Annotated in this window: 19 protein-coding genes and 3 pseudogenes; 5 read left to right on the forward strand and 17 right to left on the reverse strand. The window is 34.3% G+C overall.

The genetic code is table 11. The annotated features are described in order from the left end of the window. Window positions 1-18: 18 nt before the first annotated feature. The 13 genes and pseudogenes from ABLV95_RS09350 to ABLV95_RS09410 form a co-directional block, all read right to left on the reverse strand. Window positions 19-1,054: pseudogene (locus ABLV95_RS09350) on the reverse strand (sensor histidine kinase). A 9-nt stretch (window positions 1,055-1,063) separates the two neighbouring features. After that, window positions 1,064-1,516 carry a nitrate respiration regulation accessory nitrate sensor NreA gene (gene nreA / locus ABLV95_RS09355; protein WP_069817505.1) on the reverse strand — a complete coding sequence of 151 codons (453 nt, stop codon included), beginning with the start codon at window positions 1,514-1,516 and terminating at the stop codon, window positions 1,064-1,066. A 14-nt stretch (window positions 1,517-1,530) separates the two neighbouring features. Continuing rightward, window positions 1,531-2,208: a respiratory nitrate reductase subunit gamma gene (gene narI / locus ABLV95_RS09360; RefSeq protein ID WP_427706536.1), complete on the reverse strand. Its 678-nt coding sequence runs from the start codon at window positions 2,206-2,208 to the stop codon at window positions 1,531-1,533. Next, window positions 2,201-2,776, reverse strand: coding sequence for a nitrate reductase molybdenum cofactor assembly chaperone (gene narJ, locus ABLV95_RS09365; RefSeq protein ID WP_460875447.1), 576 nt, complete (start codon window positions 2,774-2,776; stop codon window positions 2,201-2,203). Before narJ ends, narI begins: the two co-directional genes overlap by 8 nt. After that, window positions 2,769-4,337, reverse strand: coding sequence for a nitrate reductase subunit beta (gene narH, locus ABLV95_RS09370; protein ID WP_427706531.1), 1,569 nt, complete (start codon window positions 4,335-4,337; stop codon window positions 2,769-2,771). Before narH ends, narJ begins: the two co-directional genes overlap by 8 nt. Continuing rightward, on the reverse strand, window positions 4,327-8,010 hold the full coding sequence (locus tag ABLV95_RS09375; protein ID WP_460875450.1) for a nitrate reductase subunit alpha: 3,684 nt from the start codon (window positions 8,008-8,010) through the stop codon (window positions 4,327-4,329). The genes narH and ABLV95_RS09375 overlap by 11 nt, the downstream gene beginning before the upstream one ends. Window positions 8,011-8,315: 305 nt before the next feature. Next, window positions 8,316-9,233, reverse strand: coding sequence for a uroporphyrinogen-III C-methyltransferase (gene cobA, locus ABLV95_RS09380; RefSeq protein ID WP_460871950.1), 918 nt, complete (start codon window positions 9,231-9,233; stop codon window positions 8,316-8,318). Next, window positions 9,224-9,538 (reverse strand): nitrite reductase (NAD(P)H) small subunit, encoded by a 315-nt coding sequence (locus tag ABLV95_RS09385; RefSeq protein WP_427706525.1) that lies wholly within the window; start codon window positions 9,536-9,538, stop codon window positions 9,224-9,226. Before ABLV95_RS09385 ends, cobA begins: the two co-directional genes overlap by 10 nt. 2 nt (window positions 9,539-9,540) lie before the next feature. Further along, window positions 9,541-11,946: pseudogene (nirB, locus tag ABLV95_RS09390) on the reverse strand (nitrite reductase large subunit NirB). After that, window positions 11,939-12,403 (reverse strand): precorrin-2 dehydrogenase/sirohydrochlorin ferrochelatase family protein, encoded by a 465-nt coding sequence (locus ABLV95_RS09395; RefSeq protein WP_069817488.1) that lies wholly within the window; start codon window positions 12,401-12,403, stop codon window positions 11,939-11,941. Before ABLV95_RS09395 ends, nirB begins: the two are co-directional and overlap by 8 nt. Next, complete coding sequence (locus ABLV95_RS09400) at window positions 12,372-13,124, reverse strand: sirohydrochlorin chelatase (protein WP_460875453.1); 753 nt, start codon at window positions 13,122-13,124, stop codon at window positions 12,372-12,374. Before ABLV95_RS09400 ends, ABLV95_RS09395 begins: the two co-directional genes overlap by 32 nt. Window positions 13,125-13,262: 138 nt before the next feature. Then, on the reverse strand, window positions 13,263-13,799 hold the full coding sequence (locus ABLV95_RS09405; RefSeq protein ID WP_069817484.1) for a GNAT family N-acetyltransferase: 537 nt from the start codon (window positions 13,797-13,799) through the stop codon (window positions 13,263-13,265). Window positions 13,800-13,988: 189 nt separating this feature from the next. Next, a complete protein-coding gene (locus ABLV95_RS09410) occupies window positions 13,989-14,807 on the reverse strand; it encodes a formate/nitrite transporter family protein (protein WP_069832933.1) in 819 nt (272 codons plus the stop codon). A 201-nt stretch (window positions 14,808-15,008) separates the two neighbouring features. Here ABLV95_RS09410 and ABLV95_RS09415 point away from each other — a divergent pair, with 201 nt between their 5' ends. Then, window positions 15,009-15,410 carry an Rrf2 family transcriptional regulator gene (locus ABLV95_RS09415; RefSeq protein WP_069817479.1) on the forward strand — a complete coding sequence of 134 codons (402 nt, stop codon included), beginning with the start codon at window positions 15,009-15,011 and terminating at the stop codon, window positions 15,408-15,410. Between the two features lie 68 nt (window positions 15,411-15,478). Here ABLV95_RS09415 and ABLV95_RS09420 read toward each other — a convergent pair whose 3' ends face one another. Next, a complete protein-coding gene (locus ABLV95_RS09420; protein WP_069817477.1) occupies window positions 15,479-16,180 on the reverse strand; it encodes a GntR family transcriptional regulator in 702 nt (233 codons plus the stop codon). A 168-nt stretch (window positions 16,181-16,348) separates the two neighbouring features. On the opposite strand from ABLV95_RS09420, the pseudogene ABLV95_RS09425 reads away from it, so the two are divergent. Continuing rightward, window positions 16,349-18,245, forward strand: a pseudogene (locus ABLV95_RS09425) (beta-glucoside-specific PTS transporter subunit IIABC). Window positions 18,246-18,268: 23 nt separating this feature from the next. After that, window positions 18,269-19,711 carry a 6-phospho-beta-glucosidase gene (locus ABLV95_RS09430; protein WP_460875455.1) on the forward strand — a complete coding sequence of 481 codons (1,443 nt, stop codon included), beginning with the start codon at window positions 18,269-18,271 and terminating at the stop codon, window positions 19,709-19,711. A 227-nt stretch (window positions 19,712-19,938) separates the two neighbouring features. Here ABLV95_RS09430 and ABLV95_RS09435 read toward each other — a convergent pair whose 3' ends face one another. From ABLV95_RS09435 to ABLV95_RS09445, 3 genes are all read right to left on the reverse strand, one after another. Beyond that, complete coding sequence (locus tag ABLV95_RS09435) at window positions 19,939-20,115, reverse strand: hypothetical protein (protein ID WP_176721553.1); 177 nt, start codon at window positions 20,113-20,115, stop codon at window positions 19,939-19,941. 83 nt (window positions 20,116-20,198) lie between these two features. After that, the gene (locus tag ABLV95_RS09440) at window positions 20,199-20,672 is read right to left on the reverse strand and encodes an SRPBCC family protein (protein WP_069817463.1); all 474 of its coding nucleotides are present in this window, start codon (window positions 20,670-20,672) and stop codon (window positions 20,199-20,201) included. Further along, the gene (locus ABLV95_RS09445) at window positions 20,673-21,266 is read right to left on the reverse strand and encodes a helix-hairpin-helix domain-containing protein (RefSeq protein ID WP_427706516.1); all 594 of its coding nucleotides are present in this window, start codon (window positions 21,264-21,266) and stop codon (window positions 20,673-20,675) included. A 159-nt stretch (window positions 21,267-21,425) separates the two neighbouring features. On the opposite strand from ABLV95_RS09445, the gene ABLV95_RS09450 reads away from it, so the two are divergent. Together ABLV95_RS09450 and ABLV95_RS09455 are read left to right on the forward strand one after the other, a co-directional pair. Continuing rightward, window positions 21,426-21,764: a PadR family transcriptional regulator gene (locus ABLV95_RS09450; RefSeq protein WP_427706514.1), complete on the forward strand. Its 339-nt coding sequence runs from the start codon at window positions 21,426-21,428 to the stop codon at window positions 21,762-21,764. Then, complete coding sequence (locus tag ABLV95_RS09455; protein WP_460875460.1) at window positions 21,757-22,524, forward strand: hypothetical protein; 768 nt, start codon at window positions 21,757-21,759, stop codon at window positions 22,522-22,524. The genes ABLV95_RS09450 and ABLV95_RS09455 overlap by 8 nt, the downstream gene beginning before the upstream one ends. Window positions 22,525-22,526 lie beyond the last annotated feature (2 nt).

Raw genomic sequence — 22,526 nt, forward strand, 5'->3', positions numbered from 1 at the left:
TAATTTCTCCTTATTCCCTTATATTGGAACTTCTAATGTAACAATCGTACCTCTATCAATTTGTGTATCTACACTTACTTCTGCATTGACGAGTTCTGCGCGTTCATTCATACCATAAAGTCCTAGTCCGGTACCTTGTGGTTGATCTGTTTTTATAAAGCCTTTGCCTCTATCTATAATTTCTGCAATTAATTTATGATCGTTTACATGCAAATCAATATCGACAGTATCTACACCGGCATATTTTATTGCGTTAAACAGCGCCTCTTGAACAACACGATATACGACTGTTTCAATCTCACTATCAAAGCGATGTGAAGCTAGGTTAGAATGATATTCTATGCGTATGCCATAATTGGCTTCAACTTGTTTGAAATAGGTTTTAAATGCTGCATCTAAACCTAAATCATCCAAAGATGACGGTCGCAATTCAACAGATAAATTACGAATATCATCTATCAATTTGGACATTAATCCTTCTATACGCTTAGAGTTATCTACCAAAGTTTGCATTTCTCTATGGTATTTTAGCAATCGTAATTCCACATCGATATTTAACATTTCTTGTACGAGACTGTCATGTAATTCACGTGAGATTCTTTTTCTTTCATTTTCTTGTGCAGATATCGTTTTTTGCATCATTTTTCGCTGATACATCTTATCATGACGCTCTATTTGAGGTGAAACGTTTTGTAATGTAAATGCTTTAATATCTTTTGTTTCATCAATAGTTTGATATGTCGCTGTAAAAGGTTCAACCGTACCACGCGTCGTTTTCATAAATACTTGAAAACTTGTATTTCCAACTGACTCAGCTTCTAAAAAGCAATTTGTACATGACTGTAAATCATATTCATTTGTATACCCATCACAGTGACTACATATCGTATTAGTCATTTCTTGGTAGTCATTATCCGGTGAAATAATATCATGAGCAGACTTTATTCATCGCTATCACTTGACCATGTTTATCAACAAACACTATTTTTTCACTTGTATTATTAAAATATTGAACTAACAATTGGTCTATATTTTCCATTTGATTCGTTTTCATAAAAATCACCTAGTCTTCTTCATTAAAAACACCCAATTTATTTGCGATTGAAATAGAGTGACATGTTTGAGGTAGTGGTCTATTATTTCTTTGACCTAATAATAGCACACCATAAACGTGATTTTCATACCATAATGGTATTGCTATCACTGCTGTTAGCCGTTCACATAATACGATTGGATATTTATGTTTTTCGCTCGGTAAGAGAAATTGATTGATATCTTCTATCACCATTCGCTTACCTGTTTTCATCACATTTCCTGCAATCCCTTTACCTATTCTAAGCACAATGAGTTTATAGCGAGCATTGGTACTTCCAGATACATAATTCCATTTTATAGGTGAAAATTGGTTTTCATCTTTGTAAAATGCCAATCCTGCAAAATCAAAACCTTCTTCAATACGTAGCGTGTCTAAAACGGCTTGATAATTCACTTGTTCATTAAAAGATAATAGGCTCAATCTTTTGCCTCCATTCACACTTTATGCTTTCGATAAATAATGTAACTACGACTTGCATAAGTTAGTGGCACGCTCCATACGTGGACTAATCTAGTAAACGGCCAAAAAGCCATAATCACAAATCCTAGAAGTATATGCATCTTAAACGTGAGTGGTACTTGCGTCATTAAAGTAGCATCAGGAGAAAACATAAATAGTTGTCTAAACCATATTGATATTGTCTCTCTATAATCAAATGTTGGTATCGTTGCATTTGTCACTAAAGTAGCATAACAGCCCATAAAAACAATGAATAAAAGTAAAAAATTCACAATAATATCTGAGGTAGAGCTCAATTTTCTAATGTTCTTTTTAGTTACACGGCGTGCGGTTAGCAACAACATACCTATCATAGTTATTATACCAAATATACTCCCAATATACACTGCTCCTATATGATACAAATGATCATTAACACCTACTGCTGATAACCAAGATGCAGGTATAACTAAGCCTACAAAATGCCCCATAGCTACGGGAATTATGCCTAAATGGAACATGAGACTGCCCCATTTCAATTGTTTCTTTTCAATAAATTCACTAGATTTAGCAGTCCATGAAAATTGATCAAATTTAAATCGTGCAATGTGCCCAATGAAAAAAATAGCTACGCACAGATAAGGTACAATCACCCATAAAAATTGATTAAACATTTGTCTTCACCTCTGATACAGGTTCGATGCACGCTTTTAAAGTAGCTCTTAAGCCTTTTATCAAGTAATAATATGGGCTATCTTTTTCTTTTAATTGCTGTGCCATCGCATAGGTACCATCTTCAATAATCATGATGACAAATTCAATATTTCCTTGTGCGCGTGGATCATTTTGCCATTGTGCAATATATAAAAATTCTAGCATTAAGGGTAAAAAATCTGGTAATTCGTTGGTTGCCATTTCCAATCCAAACATCTCGTATAGTACTTTTAATTTAGCAAGTAACTGTCCACGTTCCTTTTGTGTATCAAATTTATTGTAAGTCATATAAAGTGGTGCCTTTTTATTAAAATCAAATGTGTCTGAATACAATTGTTTAATTTCCAACAGGCTGCATTCATGCATCTTTTCACGATAAATTAATAAATCATCATACGTTGGATGGCTCAAATCAATCACTTCTTCAAATGTTTTCGGATGAAATGTCAATTTTTCAGGAAATTCCAACTGTTGAGCTAAGTAGCCAAAAGTTTCTTGATAATAATAATACTGCGTTAAATTAATCACGGAAAATCCCTCCATAGAAATTTTCATTGTATATCTCTTGTCCTGATTTTTCAGATGCTGTACCAACAGGTACGCCACATCCTTCACAATTAGAACCGAAGTATTCTCCACCATAACCTTGGCTACCTTGAGCACGATACGTATCTATATAGTCTTCTTTATGAGATGTTGGAATTACAAAGCGATCCTCATATTTCGCTATAGCTAACAAGCGATACATATCTTTTGTTTGGCGTTCAGTTAATCCAAGTCTTGATAATTTATCTGTATCAAATGGTTTGTTTGTCACTTCTGCACGCATATAACTTCTCATAATTGCCATACGTTGCAACGCTATTTTAATTGATTCTGTATCTCCAGCAGTAAATAAATTCGCTAAATATTGAATTGGTAATCTCATCTCTTCAATCGCTGGGAATATCATATCAGGATTTCTATTTGCATCTGTTGCCGTTTGCCCTTCAAAATAACTCATGATTGGACTCAATGGTGGACAATACCAAACCATTGGCATAGTGCGATATTCAGGATGCAATGGAAACGCAAGTTTATATTCAATAGCGAGTTTGTAAACTGGTGAATTTTGAGCTGCTTCAATCCATTCCATTGAAACGCCATCTTTTTGCGCTTGTTCAATCACTGATTCATCATATGGATTTAAGAATAAATCGAGTTGTTTTTCATATAAATCTTGCTCATTTTCTGCACTAGCCGCTTCTTCAACTCTATCGGCATCATATAATAAAACACCTAAATATCTCATACGACCAGTGCAAGTTTCAGAACATACTGTAGGCGTGCCCGCTTCAATACGTGGGAAACAAAATGTACACTTCTCTGCTTTATTTGTTTTCCAGTTAAAATAAACTTTTTTATATGGGCAACCTGTCATACAATATCTCCAACCACGACAAGCCTCTTGATCGACTAGCACAATCCCATCTTCGTCACGTTTATACATTGCACCAGAAGGACATGAAGCAACACAACTCGGGTTCAAACAATGCTCGCATAATCTTGGTAGGTACATCATAAAGGTTTCATCGAATTTAAATTTGATATCTTCTTCAATACGTTGAATATTAGGATCTTCTGGTCCAGTAACGTGTCCACCTGCTAAATCATCTTCCCAGTTAGGTCCCCAATTCAAATCTAATTTCTCACCTGATATTAGAGAATGTGCTTTAGCGACTGGTGAATGATTACCTGCTTTAGCTGTCGTAAGGTGTTCATAATTATACGTCCACGGCTCATAGTAGTCTTTAATCACTGGCATATCTGGATTATAAAATATTTTACCTAACGCTATTTTTGACCATTTACTACCAGATTTAAGCTCTAGTTTCCCTTTTTTATTTAAATACCATCCACCTTTATACTGTTTTTGGTCTTCCCATCGTTTTGGGTAACCAATACCTGGCTTAGTTTCTACATTGTTAAACCACATATATTCTGCTCCGGGGCGGTTTGTCCATGTACTCTTACAAGTTACACTACAAGTATGACAACCTATACATTTATCTAAGTTTAATACCATTGCGATCTGTGCTTTAATCTTCAAGCCAGTCAACCTCCTTCAGTTTTCTAACAGCTACATAAACATCTCTTTGGTTTCCAATAGGACCATAATAATTAAAGTGATAACTGATTTGCGCATAACCACCTACAAGTTGTGTTGGTTTTAAATGTATTCGTGTTGGTGCATTATGAGAGCCACCTCTTGTTTCAGTAATTTCAGAGCCTGGCGTCTCAATATGCTTATCTTGAGCGTGATACATAAACATCGTACCTCTCGGCATACGGTGCGACACAACTGCTCGAGCCGTTACAACTCCGTTTCTGTTGTAGACTTCTAGCCATTGATTATCTGCAATGTCATGTGCTTTTGCATCCTCTTTTGAAATCCAAACTGTTGGGCCACCTCTAAATAGTGTCAACATATGTTGATTGTCTTGATAAGTAGAATGAATATTCCATTTACCATGTGGCGTCAAATAACGTAATACGAGCGTTTGATCATCCATCGTGACATGCTTATCCCTTGTCCCAAATACCATTGGTGGTAAAGTTGGTTTATAGACAGGTAAGTTTTCTCCAAATTGTTGGAATATTTCATGATCAATATAATAACTTTGACGTCCTGTTAATGTTCTAAATGGAACTAAACGCTCAATATTCGTTGTAAAAGGTGAATAACGCTGTCCATTTTTATTTGAACCAGGAAACACTGCGGTTGGAATAACTTCTCTTGGTTGGGCCGTCATATTTAAAAAAGTTATTTTTTCTGATGCACGTTCACTAGAAATATCTTTTAATGGCATACCTGTTTGTTGTTCTAAATCTTCATAAGATTTTTGTGATAATTTGCCATTTGTAGCTGAAGACAGATTCAATACAGCATCTGTTGCACGTCTTGCAGTATCTATTCTAGGTCTACCATTTCTCACTGAATCTTCTTTTTCATCATTCCAAGTACCGACCATATGTTTCAACTCTTCATATTGTTCTGACACTGTAAAACTCACACCATGCGCACCCACTTTAGCTTTTTCTAATAAAGGACCAAGTGTGACATATTTATCAAATATTTTTGTGTAGTCTCGATCAACAACTGTAAAGCTTGGCATTGTCTTACCAGGAATGGCTTCTACTTCACCTTTAGTCCAGTCTTTTACAATACCGTTCACATTTGATATTTCTTGTTGTGTATCATGCGCTAAAGGTGTAGTTACGACATCTTTGTATACGCTTGTCAGATGTTTTTTCGCAGTGTCTGATACTTCTTTACTTAACAATTTGAAAATATCCCAATCTGAACGTGATTCCCATAAAGGATCTATCGCCGGATTAAATGGATGTACAAAAGGATGCATGTCCGTAGATGATAAATCATGCTTCTCATACCATGTTGCAGCAGGCAAGACAATGTCTGAGTAAAGCGGTGTCGAAGTCATTCTAAAGTCTAGTGATACAAGTAAATCTAACTTACCTTCAGTATCGTCTCTCCATTGAATCTCTTCTGGCTTTACTTCTTCATTCGGTTCTGCCAATAATCCCGACTTCGCGCCGAGTAAATGTTTCATAAAATACTCTTGCCCTTTCGCAGAACTAGATATTAAATTAGAACGCCAAAGGAATAACGTTTTTGGATGATTCTTTTTCAAATCAGGATCTTCAATTGCAAACTGTGTTTCCTTTGATTTCACTGAATCTACTGCGCGTTTTAAAATCGCTTCATCATTAAATTCATTCGCATCTCTTGTTGCTTCACCAAATGACAAGCTATTTTTATTAAATTGTGGGTACGAAGGCAACCAACCTAATCTAGTCGCTAGCACATTATAATCTGCTGGATGTTGATGCTTAATATTCTCTGCTAATGGGGATTTTATACTATCCACATTAGACTCTTCATATTTCCACTGATCTGTTGCAAAGTAGAACCAACTTGTACCATTTTGTAATCTCGGTGGTCCTTGCCAATCTTTAGCGAATGCAAGTGTATTCCATCCTTCAATTGGTCTACATTTTTCTTGGCCAACATAATGCGCCCATCCGCCGCCATTCACACCTTGACAACCACATAGTAATACTAAATTTAAGATAGAACGGTAAATCGTATCTGAGTTAAACCAATGGTTAATACCTGCGCCCATAATAATCATCGATTTACCCTTTGTATCAATTGCATTTTGCGAAAATTCACGTGCCACTTGTGTAACTACATCTTGTTTCACACCAGTCACCGTTTCTTGCCATGCGGGTGTATAATATGAATTTGCATCTTTGTAGTCCTTAGCTTCTAATTCATGATTAAATCTTTTTACACCATATTGACTTGTCATTAAATCATAAACTGTAGTTATATAGCGTTCTTCTCCATTTGCAAGGGTAATTTTTTTAACCGCAATTGGTCGTACAAAAATGCCATTACCCTCATTATTGAAATATGGAAATTGTATTTTTTCTAATTCAAAATGATCTTCTACAAGACTCAGTGCTGGATCAATTTTACTACCGTCTTCATTTTCTAGTTTTAAATTCCATTGTTTTTCTTTTTCCCAACGTTGTCCCATTGTGCCATTTGGAACCGTTAAGTCCTGAGTGATTTTATCAAAAATGACAGGCTTCCATTCACTATGCTCTGTTGTTTCGCCTAAGTCATTTGCTCTTAAGAAACGACCTGCTTTAAAACCATTTTCATCTTTATCTAGCATGATAATAAATGGCATATCTGTATATTGTTTTGAATAATTTATAAAATGCGCATTGGGTTGATTAACGTAATGTTCTTGTAGTATGACATGCGTCATCGCTTGCGCAAGTGCCGCATCAGAACCAGGATGTGGCGCTAACCAATTGTCTGCAAATTTCACATTCTCTGCATAATCAGGTGCAATTGATACCACTTTCGTTCCTTTATATCGAACTTCAGTCATAAAATGTGCGTCTGGGGTACGGGTCATCGGTACATTAGAACCCCACATCATAATGTAAGAAGCGTTATACCAATCACTGGATTCAGGTACGTCTGTTTGTTCACCCCAAATTTGAGGTGAAGCAGGTGGCAAATCTGCATACCAATCATAAAAACTCAACATTTCTCCACCAAGTAAACTCACAAATCGTGCACCAGAAGCATAACTCAACATAGACATGGCAGGTATCGGTGTAAAACCAGCTATTCTATCTGGACCAAATTTTTTAATGGTATAAATAATTTGTGCAGATATGAGTTTACCTACGTCTTTCCAATTCGTTCTCACTAATCCACCTTTGCCTCGTGCTTGTTTATATATTTTTGCTTTTTCCTCATCTTCTACGATGGACGCCCAAGCTTCTATCGTATTATTATCATGAGTTTCTAGGGCTTCTACCCAAAGTTCCCACAACTTTTTACGGATATATGGATAACGAATTCTCAAAGGACTATATTCATACCAAGAAAATGAAGCACCACGTGGGCAGCCTCTAGGTTCAAATTCAGGCATATCAGGTCCACAACTTGGATAGTCTGTTTGTTGATTTTCCCATGTAATCACACCATTTTTCACAAATACTTTCCACGAGCAAGAACCTGTGCAATTCACGCCATGAGTCGTTCTAACTACTTTGTCATGACTCCATCTTTCTCTATACATTTTTTCCCATTCCCGACTCTTGCTTTCTAAGACTGACCAGTTACCATTAAATTTTTCAGTCGGCTTAAAAAAGCTTAATCCAAATTTTTTCATTGAAAACACCCTCTCAGATCATTGCCAGTAAAATTTTTAAAGTAGGATTCTATGGTTCACTTCATTCACTGCTTAACTAAATTGTACATTTTTTCACAAATTTCAAATATTAGGGAATCACCTAATAAGAGATGGAAATACCCTTAGTTTTTAAGCATCTACTCGTGTGCAAAAGCAATTTAATAAGACATAAATATAAAAGCTGAGACATGTGATATGTCCCAGCCTCATCATCTTTTTATTTTGGTGTTATCAGTTATCCTCTGAAATCACCTTATTTTATATCCTTAGTGTGAATTTCTTCATCAAAATGCTTGCATTAATTGTTGTTCTATAAACAACTGTTGGCTGTGATGAAGTTCATGCTTTTCATCAGGATTAATTATGCACCATCCATCTTTTTCATAGATATCAAATGCTTGTTTAATTGCTTCTAAACGCAGTCCAGTAATTAAATATTTCTTAGGAATACTTTGGTTTAAAGCACTTTTAATATTTTCACAGGCTGCTATATCTCCAACAATCACCATGCCAGGTGATATATGGTCTAAATCATCAGAAACCTGCTCCGCAATTGTAGTTACTCTACCTATGATGTGTTTTTCATTATAAGAAGAAACATTAAATATGAGCAAGACTGGATAATCAACTTGTGTAGTCTGATATATATCCTTCATAATTTCACTCAATCGCTTCACACCCATATAAATAGCTAACGTACCTCCGTTTATAAGTGTTGTAACATCAACTTGTTGCTGATTACTTTTATTCAGATATCCTGTAGCAAAAGTGACACTATGAGCGATATTTCGAATTGTTAATCCTAAACCTACTGAGGCTACAGCGGCACTCGCTGTTGTAATACCTGGTACAACTTCAAAATCAATGCCTGCTTGTGATAATGTAACAACCTCTTCATGGACTCTACCAAAAATTGCCGGATCTCCACCCTTCAATCTAACAACACATCTATGTTGCTTTGCGGCTGAAATTAACTTTTCATTTATGACTTGTTGTTGTATATGCTTACGGTATGCTTCCTTACCCACATTTATAATTTCAATTTCTGGTCTTACTAATTGTAAAATGAATGGATTGACTAATCTGTCATACAATATGATATCTGCACTTCGAATGAGACGTTCGGCCTTTCTTGTTAATAATTCCGGATGCCCAGGTCCAGCACCTATGAGATATACTTTGCCATAAGTATTTATAGGCATATATACACAGCTCCATTATGAATTTCTACAGCGTAAACATCCACACACCCTGTATCTGGTGGCTGTACGAGACCCGTTTTCAAATCTATTTTTTGATCATGCAAAGGACAATATACAAATTCACTACTCACTGTACCTTCTGAAAGTGGTCCTTGCTTATGGGGGCATCTATTATGAACTGCGTGTATTTCACCTGATTCTGTTAAAAATAGGCCAATTTCGATATCATTTATGATTACCTTTTTGCCAACTAAAGGAACAAGCTCATCGACCATTGCTACTTTTATTTTTTCTAATGCTTTCATAATTAAACTTTCTCCACTTCAAATATTTTTTGTGCTGCTTCATTATTTAAAATGTGTGTCCATGGTTCAGCTTCTATAGCTTTTTTCACTTCCATAATACGATTAAACAAATCGTCTTGTCTTTCTTGATTTAATAAAACTGTTTGAACATTTTCAAAACCTAACCGTTTTATCCACGGTGCAGTACGTTCTGCATAAATACCGGTTTCTCTATAATATTGCATCATCGCACCACATAATTTAATGACCTCATCTTCTGTTTCGACGGTAGTTAAATGCATTCCCTCTGTTACATCCGTACCGCCATTGCCCCCAATATAAATTTGAAATCCATTTTCAACGCTGATGACACCAAAGTCTTTAACACCGGATTCTACACAGCTTCTTGGACAACCAGAGATACCCATTTTAAATTTATGTGGCGTATCGATGTATTCGAATGTTTTTTCTAAACGAATACCTAATTGTGTAGTATATTGCGTACCAAATCTGCAAAATTCCTTACCGACACAACTTTTAACTGAGCGCGTCTTTTTCGCATAGGCTGAAGTAGAACGCATACCTAAATCAGCCCATATTTGTGGTAGTAATTCTTTTTTAACACCATACAAGCCTATACGTTGAGAGCCTGTCACTTTCACTAATGGCACATCATATTTTTTAGCAACTTCTCCTAAACGTATTAATTGATCTGCATTCGTAACACCGCCGCGCATTTGGGGAATTACTGAAAATGTGCCATCATTTTGAATATTGGCATGATAGCGTTCATTTGCAAAGCGTGATTCAATTTCGTCATTGTGCTCAAATGGATAAACCATATTCAAATAATAATTAATAGCTGGTCTACACTTTGGACAACCTGCCTTATCATTAAAATTGAGCGCATGGCGTACTTCCTTAGACGTTTTCAACCCTTTTGCTCTTATCTGAGTAACAATTTGATTACGTGTGAGCTCAGTACATGCGCATATACCAGATGGTTTAGAATCAACAAAATCATCACCTAATGTATACTCTAAAATATGACCAATTTGTCCTTTACACTTACCACAAGAATTGCCAGCTTTTGTTTCTTTTGTGACTGCTTCTACACTTGTAAGGCCATGTTCATTAATCGCACTCACAATCTTACCTTTGCTGACACCATTACATCCACATACTGTCTCATCATCTGACATGTCAACAATACTTATTTCACGCGTTTCTCCGCCCTTATGCATAAGTGAAACCATTGTGTAATCCTCTAATGGTTCTTGTTTTTTCATCATATTAAAAAATCTCGGACCATCATCAATATCTCCGTATAAAACTGCTCCAACAATGCTGTCATCTTTCAAAAACACTTTCTTATAGTGGTTATTAACACTATCAAAAACCTCTACACCTTGGATATCTATACCTTCTGTAATTTGACCAGCGCTATATAAATCACAGCCCGAAACTTTTAAAGAAGTAAATGTTGTGGAACCTCGATAACCTTCTGTTTCTCGACCGGTTAAATGGTCTGCTAACACTTTACCTTGTTCATATAATGGTGCAACTAATCCATATACTTTACCATTGTGTTCTGCACATTCACCTATTGCAAAAATAGTTTCATCACTCGTTTGCATATAATCATTAACGACAATACCTCTATTCACTTTTAAGCCACTTTCCTGTGCAACTTGTGTATACGGTCGAATACCAACTGCCATGACCACTATATCTGCTTTTAATGTTGTTCCATCTGCTAACAACACGCCTGTAACATCTTCTTGTCCAAGTATTTCTTGTGTACTTGCCTGCAATTTAAAGTTCATTCCCTGTGCTTCTAAATCTGTTTTCAACAAATCTGCAGCCTTTCTATCTAATTGCATTTCCATAAGCCATTCAGCAAGATGTACCACAGTGACTTCCATACCTTGGTCCATTAATCCACGTGCACATTCTAATCCCAGCAAACCACCGCCAATTACGATAGCATGTTACTTTGATTTAGCAATTCCAATCATACGCTCAGTGTCTTCGATCGTTCTCCAACCTATTACGCTCGGTAAAGTCGCCCCTGGTATAGGTAATACAAAAGCACTTGAACCCGTAGCAAATATACAAATATCGTAATGACATCTTAGGCCATCAGCCGTAATCACTTGTTTTAGTTCTCGATTAATCTCTACTACTGGATCATTCGTAATCAGCTGAATATCATTGTCTTTATACCACTCAAAAGGATTCATAATGGTTTCATCCACTGTCATCTTTTTCTGCAATATATTTGATAGCATGATTCGATTATAATTTGGATAGGGTTCCTTACCGATAATCGTTATGTTATATTGTTGTGCATCGCGTTCTAATATTTCTTCAATCGTGCGTATGCCCGCCATACCATTACCAATCATTACTAACTGCTTTTTAGACATCGTCTTCCTCCTCATACACTTCATTTAAAAATGTTTGTACCGCCTTTGATAGTTGTTTCACTCCGCTACAATTTGTGCCATTTGATCTAAAATGAATGTTTATGTCTTTGTATTTTATTTCTGACATATTATAAAAATCAGATTGCGCTTTATCACTGATATGGTTAACAAGTTGATAAGGCTTCGCCTCTTGCTTAATTAGATTATTAATATCTTCGTCATCTGTTGCGGCAAAAATAATATCCGCATGTTTAATATCTTCGCTGTCATAACACTTTGTAAACAACTTCATTTTAGGATATTCCATTTCAAAAAATTCTGGTAAAAATTTTTTACTTATAATAACTAGCGACTGTATATCTTCCTTAATAAGTTGTCGCACTTTTCTATACGCAACTTTACCTGCGCCAACCACTACAACACGTTTATCTGACAAGTTGAGTTGAATTGGATACACTTTCTAACACCTCTAATTGTTTAATTCTTTCTGTGATTATCATTGAGAGCAAAGGTTCAAAATTAATAGCTGATGCATAATGAATATTACAATCATCATTCATATGTGCTATATGGTATTTTGCTTTGTTCACCAAAAAGCCGTCGTAGAAAAATATGGGGACAATCAATATGTCTATATTATTTTTTAAATAGTGCTGTAACTTAAAGCGATAACTGTAGTCACCATATAATGTCATCATAGAAATAGGTGTTTCAAAAACATCACACGCTTGAGTTAACTGCCATAAAGCAATATCAGGATGACGATAACGTTCAGCGCCATGAGCCATTAAAATAATATGCTGTATTTTAGGATGCCTTTTAACTTTAGCTAAAATTTTCTGTTTAACTAGCGTTGTCATTAATTTATGTGTGCCAAGTGGCTCAGCAAATTTATATTCAATATGTGGATATCTATACTCATAAAGTTTTAAAATCATAGGGATATCTTCTAAATAATGCTTTGCTGGAAAAAGCAAAAGTGGAATGATATTAAAACTTTTAGTACCCTGTTGAATAAGTTTGTCTAGTACTTGTTCAAGACATTGATTTTTACTTTCTAAGAAAGCAATATGATAATCATGTACGTTACGACTTAACAATTGCTCCAAAAAATCATGAAGTTCTTTATTTTGTTTCCCTTTATTCATGCCATGAATAACAAGTATATGCTCTGTCATGTGATGCCCCCTTTCTTTACACTTGCATTGTAATATAAATCCAGTTGCTTTTGTGAATAAAATCACATAACAAATTAAAAATAGGGAATCCCCTTATTCAATTACTAATGGGATTCCCTATGCATTTTATTCAATTTATTAAAATGGTGGCGTACCTAACACTTCTTCATCAAAACTTTCTGGTATAAGCACTTTTCTCATAATAACTCCTAAATCTCCATCGTTACTCTCATGCTCACCGTATATTTCATAGCCACGTTTTTTATAAATATCTAGTAGCCAAGGGTGTAAACGTGCTGATGTACCAAGCGTCACTGCTGGTGCTTTAAGTGTGTCTCTTAAATAAGTCTCCTCAACATATTTTAACAACTGACTTCCAATACCTTTACCATCATATGACGGCTTCGTAGCGAACCACCAAACAAACGGATATATTGAGATACGACGTTTTCCTTCCCAAGGATAACGTACAGTAAGTGTTGAAATTATTTCATGCTCATCTTCTAGTACAAACATCGTACTTGTTTTAATATTCTTTTTAACTAATTCAACATTCGCATTAACTGATGGCCAATCTATACCTAATTCTCTTAATGGGGTAAAAGATTCATACATCAATTTTTGTAATGCCTCCGCGTCTGATTCCACAGCAACTCTTATATTATATTCAGACATTTTGTCACTCCTTCTCATTTATAGCTTATTCATTCATAGATAACATCCCTAAAAAATCATAAACCATTTACAATCATATCAATACAATATGGCTTCTTAATTATTGAGTCAATTATTATGTTTTAAAAATCGAAAAAAGCACCATCACAAAATAAATTATGATCGTGCTTGTTACTATTATGAATACCATTAATTATGTAAGCTATTTCGTTTACCATTTAAATATGCGTAAACTAGACCAACGAAAATACCACCACCAATATAGTTACCTATAAAGGCGAACACAATATTTTTCAATACGTGTAACCATGCGACTACATCAAAATCATAAAACACCATACCTGCGTATAGCCCTGCATTAAATACAACGTGCTCATAACCCATAAATACAAAGACAATGACGCCACTAGCAATGAAAAATGCTTTAGTTAGACCGTCTTTAAATTGAATTGATAAATAAATACCAATATTAATAAAGAAATTACAAAATATGGCTTTACCTAAAATGCCATACCATGTGGCATCTATCGTCTTACCATTAACAAGTTTCGTTAAGCTTGCAACCATGTCTGAGGTCATAATCGGGGTGAATTTCATTAAACCAAACAGGATAAATCCACCTATTATATTAAATAGAAAACATACCATCATAATACCCAATGCTTTATTCATGCCAATAACTTTATAATACCAACCAACTGTTAAAAACATAAAGTTACTCGTTAATAATTCTGAATGTGACAGTACAATTAAAACCAAGGCTAAACTGAATGAAATAGCTCCCATTAAATTAATTAAACCTTCATTTGTACCTGCAAATTGTGTTTTTATAGCTAGCATAAATACCGTTACAATTGCTAGTAAGAATCCTGACATAATTGATTTAAGCGCATAACGACCAGGTGTCTTATCAAACAAAACTTCCTTCATTTGTACTTGATTATTAATATTATCAATCGTTTCTCTCGACATGTAAGTGTCCTTAATGGATTTATTATTATCTACCAAGAAATATGCCCCCTTTTTGATTTAAAAAAATGATAATTTATCTATACCAATAATGTTATTATATTAGTTTCATTTGATATTTAATAGTCAAAAAATAAGTTTTTCAATTTTAAAATTTAATATATTGCGCGTTAGTTTAAAATAACGTAAACTTTACTTGTACTAGAAATACACACAAGTAAACCTAAAGGAGGCATATACTTGAATACACAATTCTCTGTTTCAATCCATATTCTCTCTCTGTTAGCTATAAAAAATGAACCTGTTTCAAGTCAATATATCGCTGACAGTATTAATAGTAACGCCACTTTAGTGAGAAAATTATGCCGTTATTTAAGAGACGGTAATTTTATACAGAGTAGCCAAGGCATCGCGGGTTATAGTTTATCTAGCGCATCCCATGATATTAGGTTAGGTGATTTATATAAGCTGATTTTTTCTAACACTACCCATTTCGCAAAAATTCATGGTCATACGAACACAGATTGTCCTGTAGGGAAAAATATTACCCACGCACTTGATGAAATATATAGTGATGTAGACGAAACGATTGTAAATAAACTTAATACCTATACGATTAAAAGTGTCATTGATCGCTTTTAAATAAATAACGCTTGATTATCTTGCTATATGCTTAATTTTCATTAAGTAAAACAAGATAACCAAGTGTTTCATTTTTGTGAAGGAATATAGAAATGAGCGTTCTGATAATGGTATATCAGATGCGAACAATCAAATGGTATGCCGGTTGTTGTATAAAATACTTGTTCATAATTTAAGCAAGGATCGCCCTCATCCAATTCTAATAATTCAGCTTCTTCTTCTTCCAATTTATCTACATTAAAATAAACATCTGAGAACCCAATCTTCACTTTTAAGTTTTGTTCTAAATATTTAAAAATAGACTTTTCTGCTATAGATTCATTTAAAAATAGCACGATATCTTTATTAAAATACGACTGCTCGAAACAAAATATTTCACCATCTACATAAACAATACGCTCTAAAACATAGACTAATGTATCTTTGTCTAACTTTAATTTTTGCCGAACGCTTTCTGGTGCAATGACTTCCTCAACGCGCAATACCTTATTTGTTACATTTAGTCCCGTAAATTCATCACTAAAACCGCCAGTTGAAAAGAGATTAAGATATCCATCTCTTTTTTTATTACGCACATAGATGCCACTACCGCGTGCTTGATAAATATTCCCTTGTTTTTCTAATATTTCCAAAGCTTTAATAATCGTGCTTTTACTCACATCATATTTTATTTTTAATGCCTCAACACTTGGTAATTTATCCCCTGCTTGAAATTGACCACTTTCTATATATTCATTCATTTGTTGAGCAATTTGTTCATACTTGAGCATACACTTACCCCTTTTATATTAAAATTCACCCAATTATAACATGAATGCTAATTTAAACTACCGAACTTTTTATTTGTAAGGGTCTTTACAAATTGTACCGGTACAATTAGAATATAGGAAACGATTACACAAATCGTGTTGATTAACTTATTAAAGGGGTTGGGAAATGTGGCAGACAAAAATAAAATACTCGCACAAAGTATATTAGAGGCAGTTGGGGGTGAAGCAAACCTTGTCAATAGCACGCACTGTGCAACCAGATTACGATTAGTATTAAAAAGATCTATTCCAAATGCTAAGAAAAAAGTATCGGAAATAGATGGTGTCGTGACTGTTGTGGAAAATAATGGTCAATTTCAAGTTGTCATAGGAAATAACGTCGGTGAAGTATTTAAATTTTTTGAAGCTTTAACAAGTGAACAACCATCGGATGATAATGAACAATCTGAAAATAAAGGGTCAATACTTAACCGTGTCATCGCGACGATGTCTGCAGTGTTCGCACCATTTATTTACATTTTAGCTGCTGCTTGGTATATTACAAGGTTTATTAATAATCATAAAACTGATTATTCCATCCTTTGAAAACACAGGCACTTATGAAGTTTTTAATTTCATGTCCTGGGCCCCTTTCACATTCTTACCAATATTCATCGCAATTACTGCTTCACGCCATTTTAATGTAAATACTTATATTGCAATTGCTTGTACTGCGGCATTGGTGAGTCCTGATTTAACAGGAATGGTAGAAAGAATACAAAGCGGTGAAACAATTAAATTATTTGGCATGCCGCTTACAGAGACAAGTTACACTTCATCTGTATTGCCACCCCTTTTCTTAGTGTGGATATTATCCTATATTGAAAAATACTTAAACAAATGGATACATGATGTAGTAAGACCTTTATTCACACCATTTTTAAGTATCGTCATTATGGTTCCTGTTACATTACTCGTTATTGGACCAATCACTACACTTGGCGCACATGGTATTGCCGCTGGTTTCAACTTTCTCGTTGAAGTTGCGCCATGGTTAGGCGGCGCACTTATTGGCGGTTTGTGGCAAATCTTTGTAATATTCGGTGTGCATTGGGGCATCACGCCTATGGTTTTAGCAAACTTTGAGCAACATCAAAGTGATTCATTCCAAGCTTTCCAAACAATTGCCGTTATTTCTCAAATCGGTGCTGTTATAGGTGTGTTAATTAAATCTAAGCGTACAGAAATTAAACGTGTCGCTTCTTCAGCAGGTGTTACAGGCATTTTTGGAATTACTGAACCTTCAATATATGGTATCAATTTACGCTTTAAAAAACCCTTTATTATTGCATGTATCAGCGGCGCCTTAGGTGCATTTGTTGCAAGTTTCTTTAATCCTAAATATTATGCATACGCAGAGCTGCCTGGCCCTATAACAATTATTAATGGATATAGTCCTGATAACCCTTCATCTATTTGGGGCATTTTATTAGGATCAGTAATTGCTATCATCTTACCTATCATATTAATTCAATTCTTAGGTTATGGTCATGATACGACAGAGGAAGTAGAAGACACAGAAGTTAACTCAAGTACTATTCCACAAGCAGTTTCAACAAATAGCAATCTTGAAACACTTATTCATAGTCCTTTAGATGGGCAAATCCTTCCTTTAACTGAAGTCGATGACCCTATTTTCTCAGAAGGTATGATGGGTCAAGGTATTGCTATAAAACCTGCAAATAATACAGTTCACGCACCACTTGAAGGCACTGTAAGTATGATTGCTGTAAGTGAACATGCAATTGGCATTACATCTCCTGACGGTGTAGAACTATTGATTCATGTTGGTTTAGAAACTGTGGAGTTAAAAGGAGAAGGTTTTGAATTACTAGTTAATGAAAATGATGAAGTCAAACTAGGACAACCTTTATTGCATTTCAATCAAAAGTGGCTTGAATCAAGTGGATACGATACTGTAATTCCAATCATTGTCACTAATTCAGCTGAATTTAGTGAAGTAATTACTACGGATGCAGTACAAGTTTCGCAAAATGATGCATTACTAACAATTATAAATAAATAATAAGAATAAAGGAGTATATAATAATGACTAAATTACCAAAAGACTTTTTATGGGGTGGCGCTCTTGTCGCCAATCAATTTGAAGGTGGTTACGATAAAGACGGAAAAGGCTTAAGTGTTATTGATGTAATGACTAATGGAGAACATGGCAAGCCTCGTGAAATCACACAAGATGTAGACCCAAATAAATATTACCCAAATCATGTAGGTATAGATTTTTATAATCGTTATAAAGAAGACATCGCATTATTTAATGAAATGGGATTAAATTGTTTACGTACATCAATCGCTTGGTCTCGTATCTTCCCAAATGGAGATGAAATAGAACCTAATGAAGCAGGACTACAATTTTACGATAATATTTTTGATGAATTGTTAAAATATGGTATTGAGCCAGTGATTACTTTGTCTCATTTTGAAATGCCATTACATTTAGCACGTGAATATGGTGGTTTTAGAAATAGAAAAGTAGCAGATTTCTTTGCTCAATTTGCAGAAACTGTATTCAAGCGTTACAAGGATAAAGTTAAATATTGGATGACTTTTAATGAAATTAATAACCAAATGGATATAGATAATCCGATTTTCTTATGGACAAACTCAGGCGTCCTTATAGAAGAAGATGAAAACCCAGAAGAAGTACTGTATCAAGTCGCTCATAATGAATTAATCGCGAGTGCAAAAGCTGTAAAAATAGGTAGAGCAATTAACCCTGATTTTGAAATAGGATTAATGATTTCTCATGTAGCAATATATCCTTATTCTTGTAATCCAGAAGATATGATGGAATCTGTAAAAGCAAATCGTTTACGTTTCTTCTTCCCAGATGTCCAAGTTCGAGGCTACTATCCTAGCTATGCAAATAAAATGTTAGAACAAAAGAATTATGATATTGGTTGGCAAGAAGGAGATGACAAAATTTTATCAGAAGGTAAAGTTGATTATATTGGTTTTAGCTACTATATGTCTACTGCTGTTAAACACGATGCAAAATCATATACTGGAGAAAATGTTACCAATGGTGGGTTAGCGAATTCTGTCGATAATCCTCACATTCAGCAAAGTGATTGGGGTTGGGCCATTGATCCTACAGGTCTACGCTATACTTTGAATATATTATATGACCGTTACCAAATACCACTTTTCATCGTTGAAAATGGCTTTGGTGCTGTAGATGAAATTGATGAAAACGGTAAAATTCATGATACGTATCGTATCGATTATTTAAAAGCACATATTAATGCGACAATCACAGCAGTTGACGAAGATGGTGTTGATCTAATGGGCTATACACCATGGGGTATTATAGACATTATTTCTTTCACTACAGGAGAGATGAAAAAACGTTATGGTTTAATTTATGTCGATAGAGATAACCAAGGCAATGGTACTTTAGAACGCAGAAAGAAAGATTCTTTTGATTGGTATCGCAATGTTATTGAAACAAATGGTGAATCATTAAATTAATAATAACGACTGTAATTTTCACTGACACCTGTGGTAATAGTACTAGTCATAGACTAATGCTTTTGACTACTACCTAAGTTAAGCATTATGAAGGATATTGATTTACTTAAGTATGCGCAAACAGAACTGACGACAAAGCCTGAGACTTTGTCGTCAGTATGAAGAGTAGTACGGAACTCTAATTAGAAAAATTAGAGTTCCGTACTACTCTCTTTTTATATAAAATATTAGTTTTTATACCTACTTAACACATGTAAACCATAGGCAAAAATACCATATCCTGTTAATGTACGTATAAACCATTTAAATGTAGTATGACTCAAACTTTTTTCATTTAAAAATAACGCGGGTACTAGCGTACTCACTGAATATAGTCCAAGTACTTTAACATAACGTTTATTCAATACACTCACCTCTTTTCATATACTATTATATCGAAAAGAGAGTTGGAATAAACAGGTAATTTCCAACATCTTATTGACTATTCTTATAATTTTGTTAAAAGTGTCTCTAAATTATCAAAAGTACTATTCATACCCTCTTCTACACCCATATCCAACAATTGTTGAGCTGCTTTAGGATCTGGCAATTCTGCTATAGATTTTATCGTAGTCAAACCTTTACTGTTTTCTTCTATATGAATGATGTTATGCATACCTGCCATTTTTTCATCAATATTACCATCTTTGTCTGCAAAGTAATCATAATAATCAATTAGCGTCGGTTCTTTCACTTCATTATAATTAGTCACAGTATAGCTTGTACCTTGAGGCGCACGTATAGCGAAAAATGCATGTCCACCAGTCTGAACATTAAATTTAAATACTTCAGTCTTTGCACCTTGTGGGTGAAACCATTGTTCAAATAAAGCACGGTCAGTATACGCTTTAAATATATTTTGTGCCGTTGTATTAAAATCTCTCGTAAAAATTATTTTGTTTTCCTCAACTTGAACTGTCATTTACGATTCTCCTTTATCCATAATTACATATGATATTATCTTTTTTACTTTAGCATTTTTACTATGGCTTTCAAATTCAAAGAAGTCCGCAAAATAAATTGTATCTCCATTTTGAGCAATTTGAGTGCCATGTATCGCTCCTAATTTACCATGAGAAATATTATGGGTCACTTCCAATGAATCAATATCGACTTTATGTGCGTTTAATTCATCATAAAACGCTTCAAAACCATGCAATTCAAAAGCGCCAGGAACCTCCCATATAAAATCTGCTGTAACAGCTTCCAATAATTGCACTTTATCTACTAATATTGAGCCTATTAAAAAATCTAACATTATCTTCCTTTTGGGTGCATTATCACAATTTAAATCCCCCGTTAATTTAAATGGTAAATCTGACTCCGTTTCATTTTTAAAATTTAAGTCGATATCTGTTAATGCTACATGAAGTATTTCAATCGCTTTAGGACCAATACCATGTATGCCTAATAATGTTGTTCGCTCATATTGTACAACTTCTTCTAACGTTACGACACCTATATCATTAAGAGCTTGGGTTGCGGGCCGTCCTATTTTTGGTAAATCTGTCGCCATGTGATCTCCCCCTATCTTATGTATCACTATACCCATTTCATCGCTTAATTATTTATCAACAAATATTAATTATGACTTACTATCTTTTATCGTAAGGTAGTTGACAAAGCGTACAATTCCAACTATCTTATATTATAAGATAGTGAAAAGAGGGATTACATGTCAATTTCAAATCAAATGATGAAAGGATTGTTAGATGGCGCCATATTGGGACTGATTTCTCAAGGTGAAACATATGGTTATGAAATTCTAGATAAATTAAAATCTCAACAATTCCCTGAAATTAGTGATGGCAGTATATATCCAGTATTATTACGACTAAATAAAAATGGATATGTCACTACGATAACTAAAAAATCAGATACTGGCGGACCAAAACGTAAGTATTATTTATTAACTGAAGACGGTAAAAAAGAATTATCAAATTTCAAAAGTAAGTGGAACTATTTAAACAATGGTATGAATAATTTAATGAGGAGTGTTGACGTTGTTGACTAAAAAAGCTGAAGATTTTTTATTAAAATTAAGAATCGAATTGCTATTTCGTGGCAAGGACGAAGATGAAATTAATGCGATTGAGGAAGAATTACGTGATCATATTACAATCGCTGAAGAAAGCAATGATAATATTGATAATTTACTAAACACGCCTATCAAAAATTATGCTGATAACTTTTCTAAAGAATTGAGTTTAACTAAAGGTATTCATAAATATGTACTCTATATCATTTCATTTATGATTGTAATGACAATTGTTCCAAGAATGCTGGACAATTCATTTCAGTTAAGTTTATCTTTAATACTCTATATTTTATTCATCTTTATTGGTTCTTTTGTGTTGATATTATTTGTAGTAAAAAAAGTAATTATGCGATGGGGCGATAGTAAGAAAACATATGTTGCAGCTTTTGTTATTGCACCTTTGATTTTCGGAATTTACTTACTGTGTGAATTCGTGTTACGTAACCATCCATTATTTGTTTTTTGGTCACCCAATCAAACTACTAACTTTATAATTGGACTAATACTTTTATTAATAACGATGATTACTTGTTTTGTAATAAAACAAAAATATTTTGCTTTTTTAATATTAATCTTATGTCTCCCAGACCTTATTGGAAAAATATTTACTGGTGGAGATCATACAAGCTATAACTTCGTATTAATTGCTAGTATCGGTACTATAATTATTCTCTGGAGTCTTAGTATTTATATACTCTTTAAATATTGGCGTGAGAGAAAAGAAGAAAGTCATTAATC

It is taken from the genome of Staphylococcus sp. Mo2-1 (genome assembly GCF_046721385.1).
Classification (GTDB): domain Bacteria; phylum Bacillota; class Bacilli; order Staphylococcales; family Staphylococcaceae; genus Staphylococcus; species Staphylococcus equorum_A.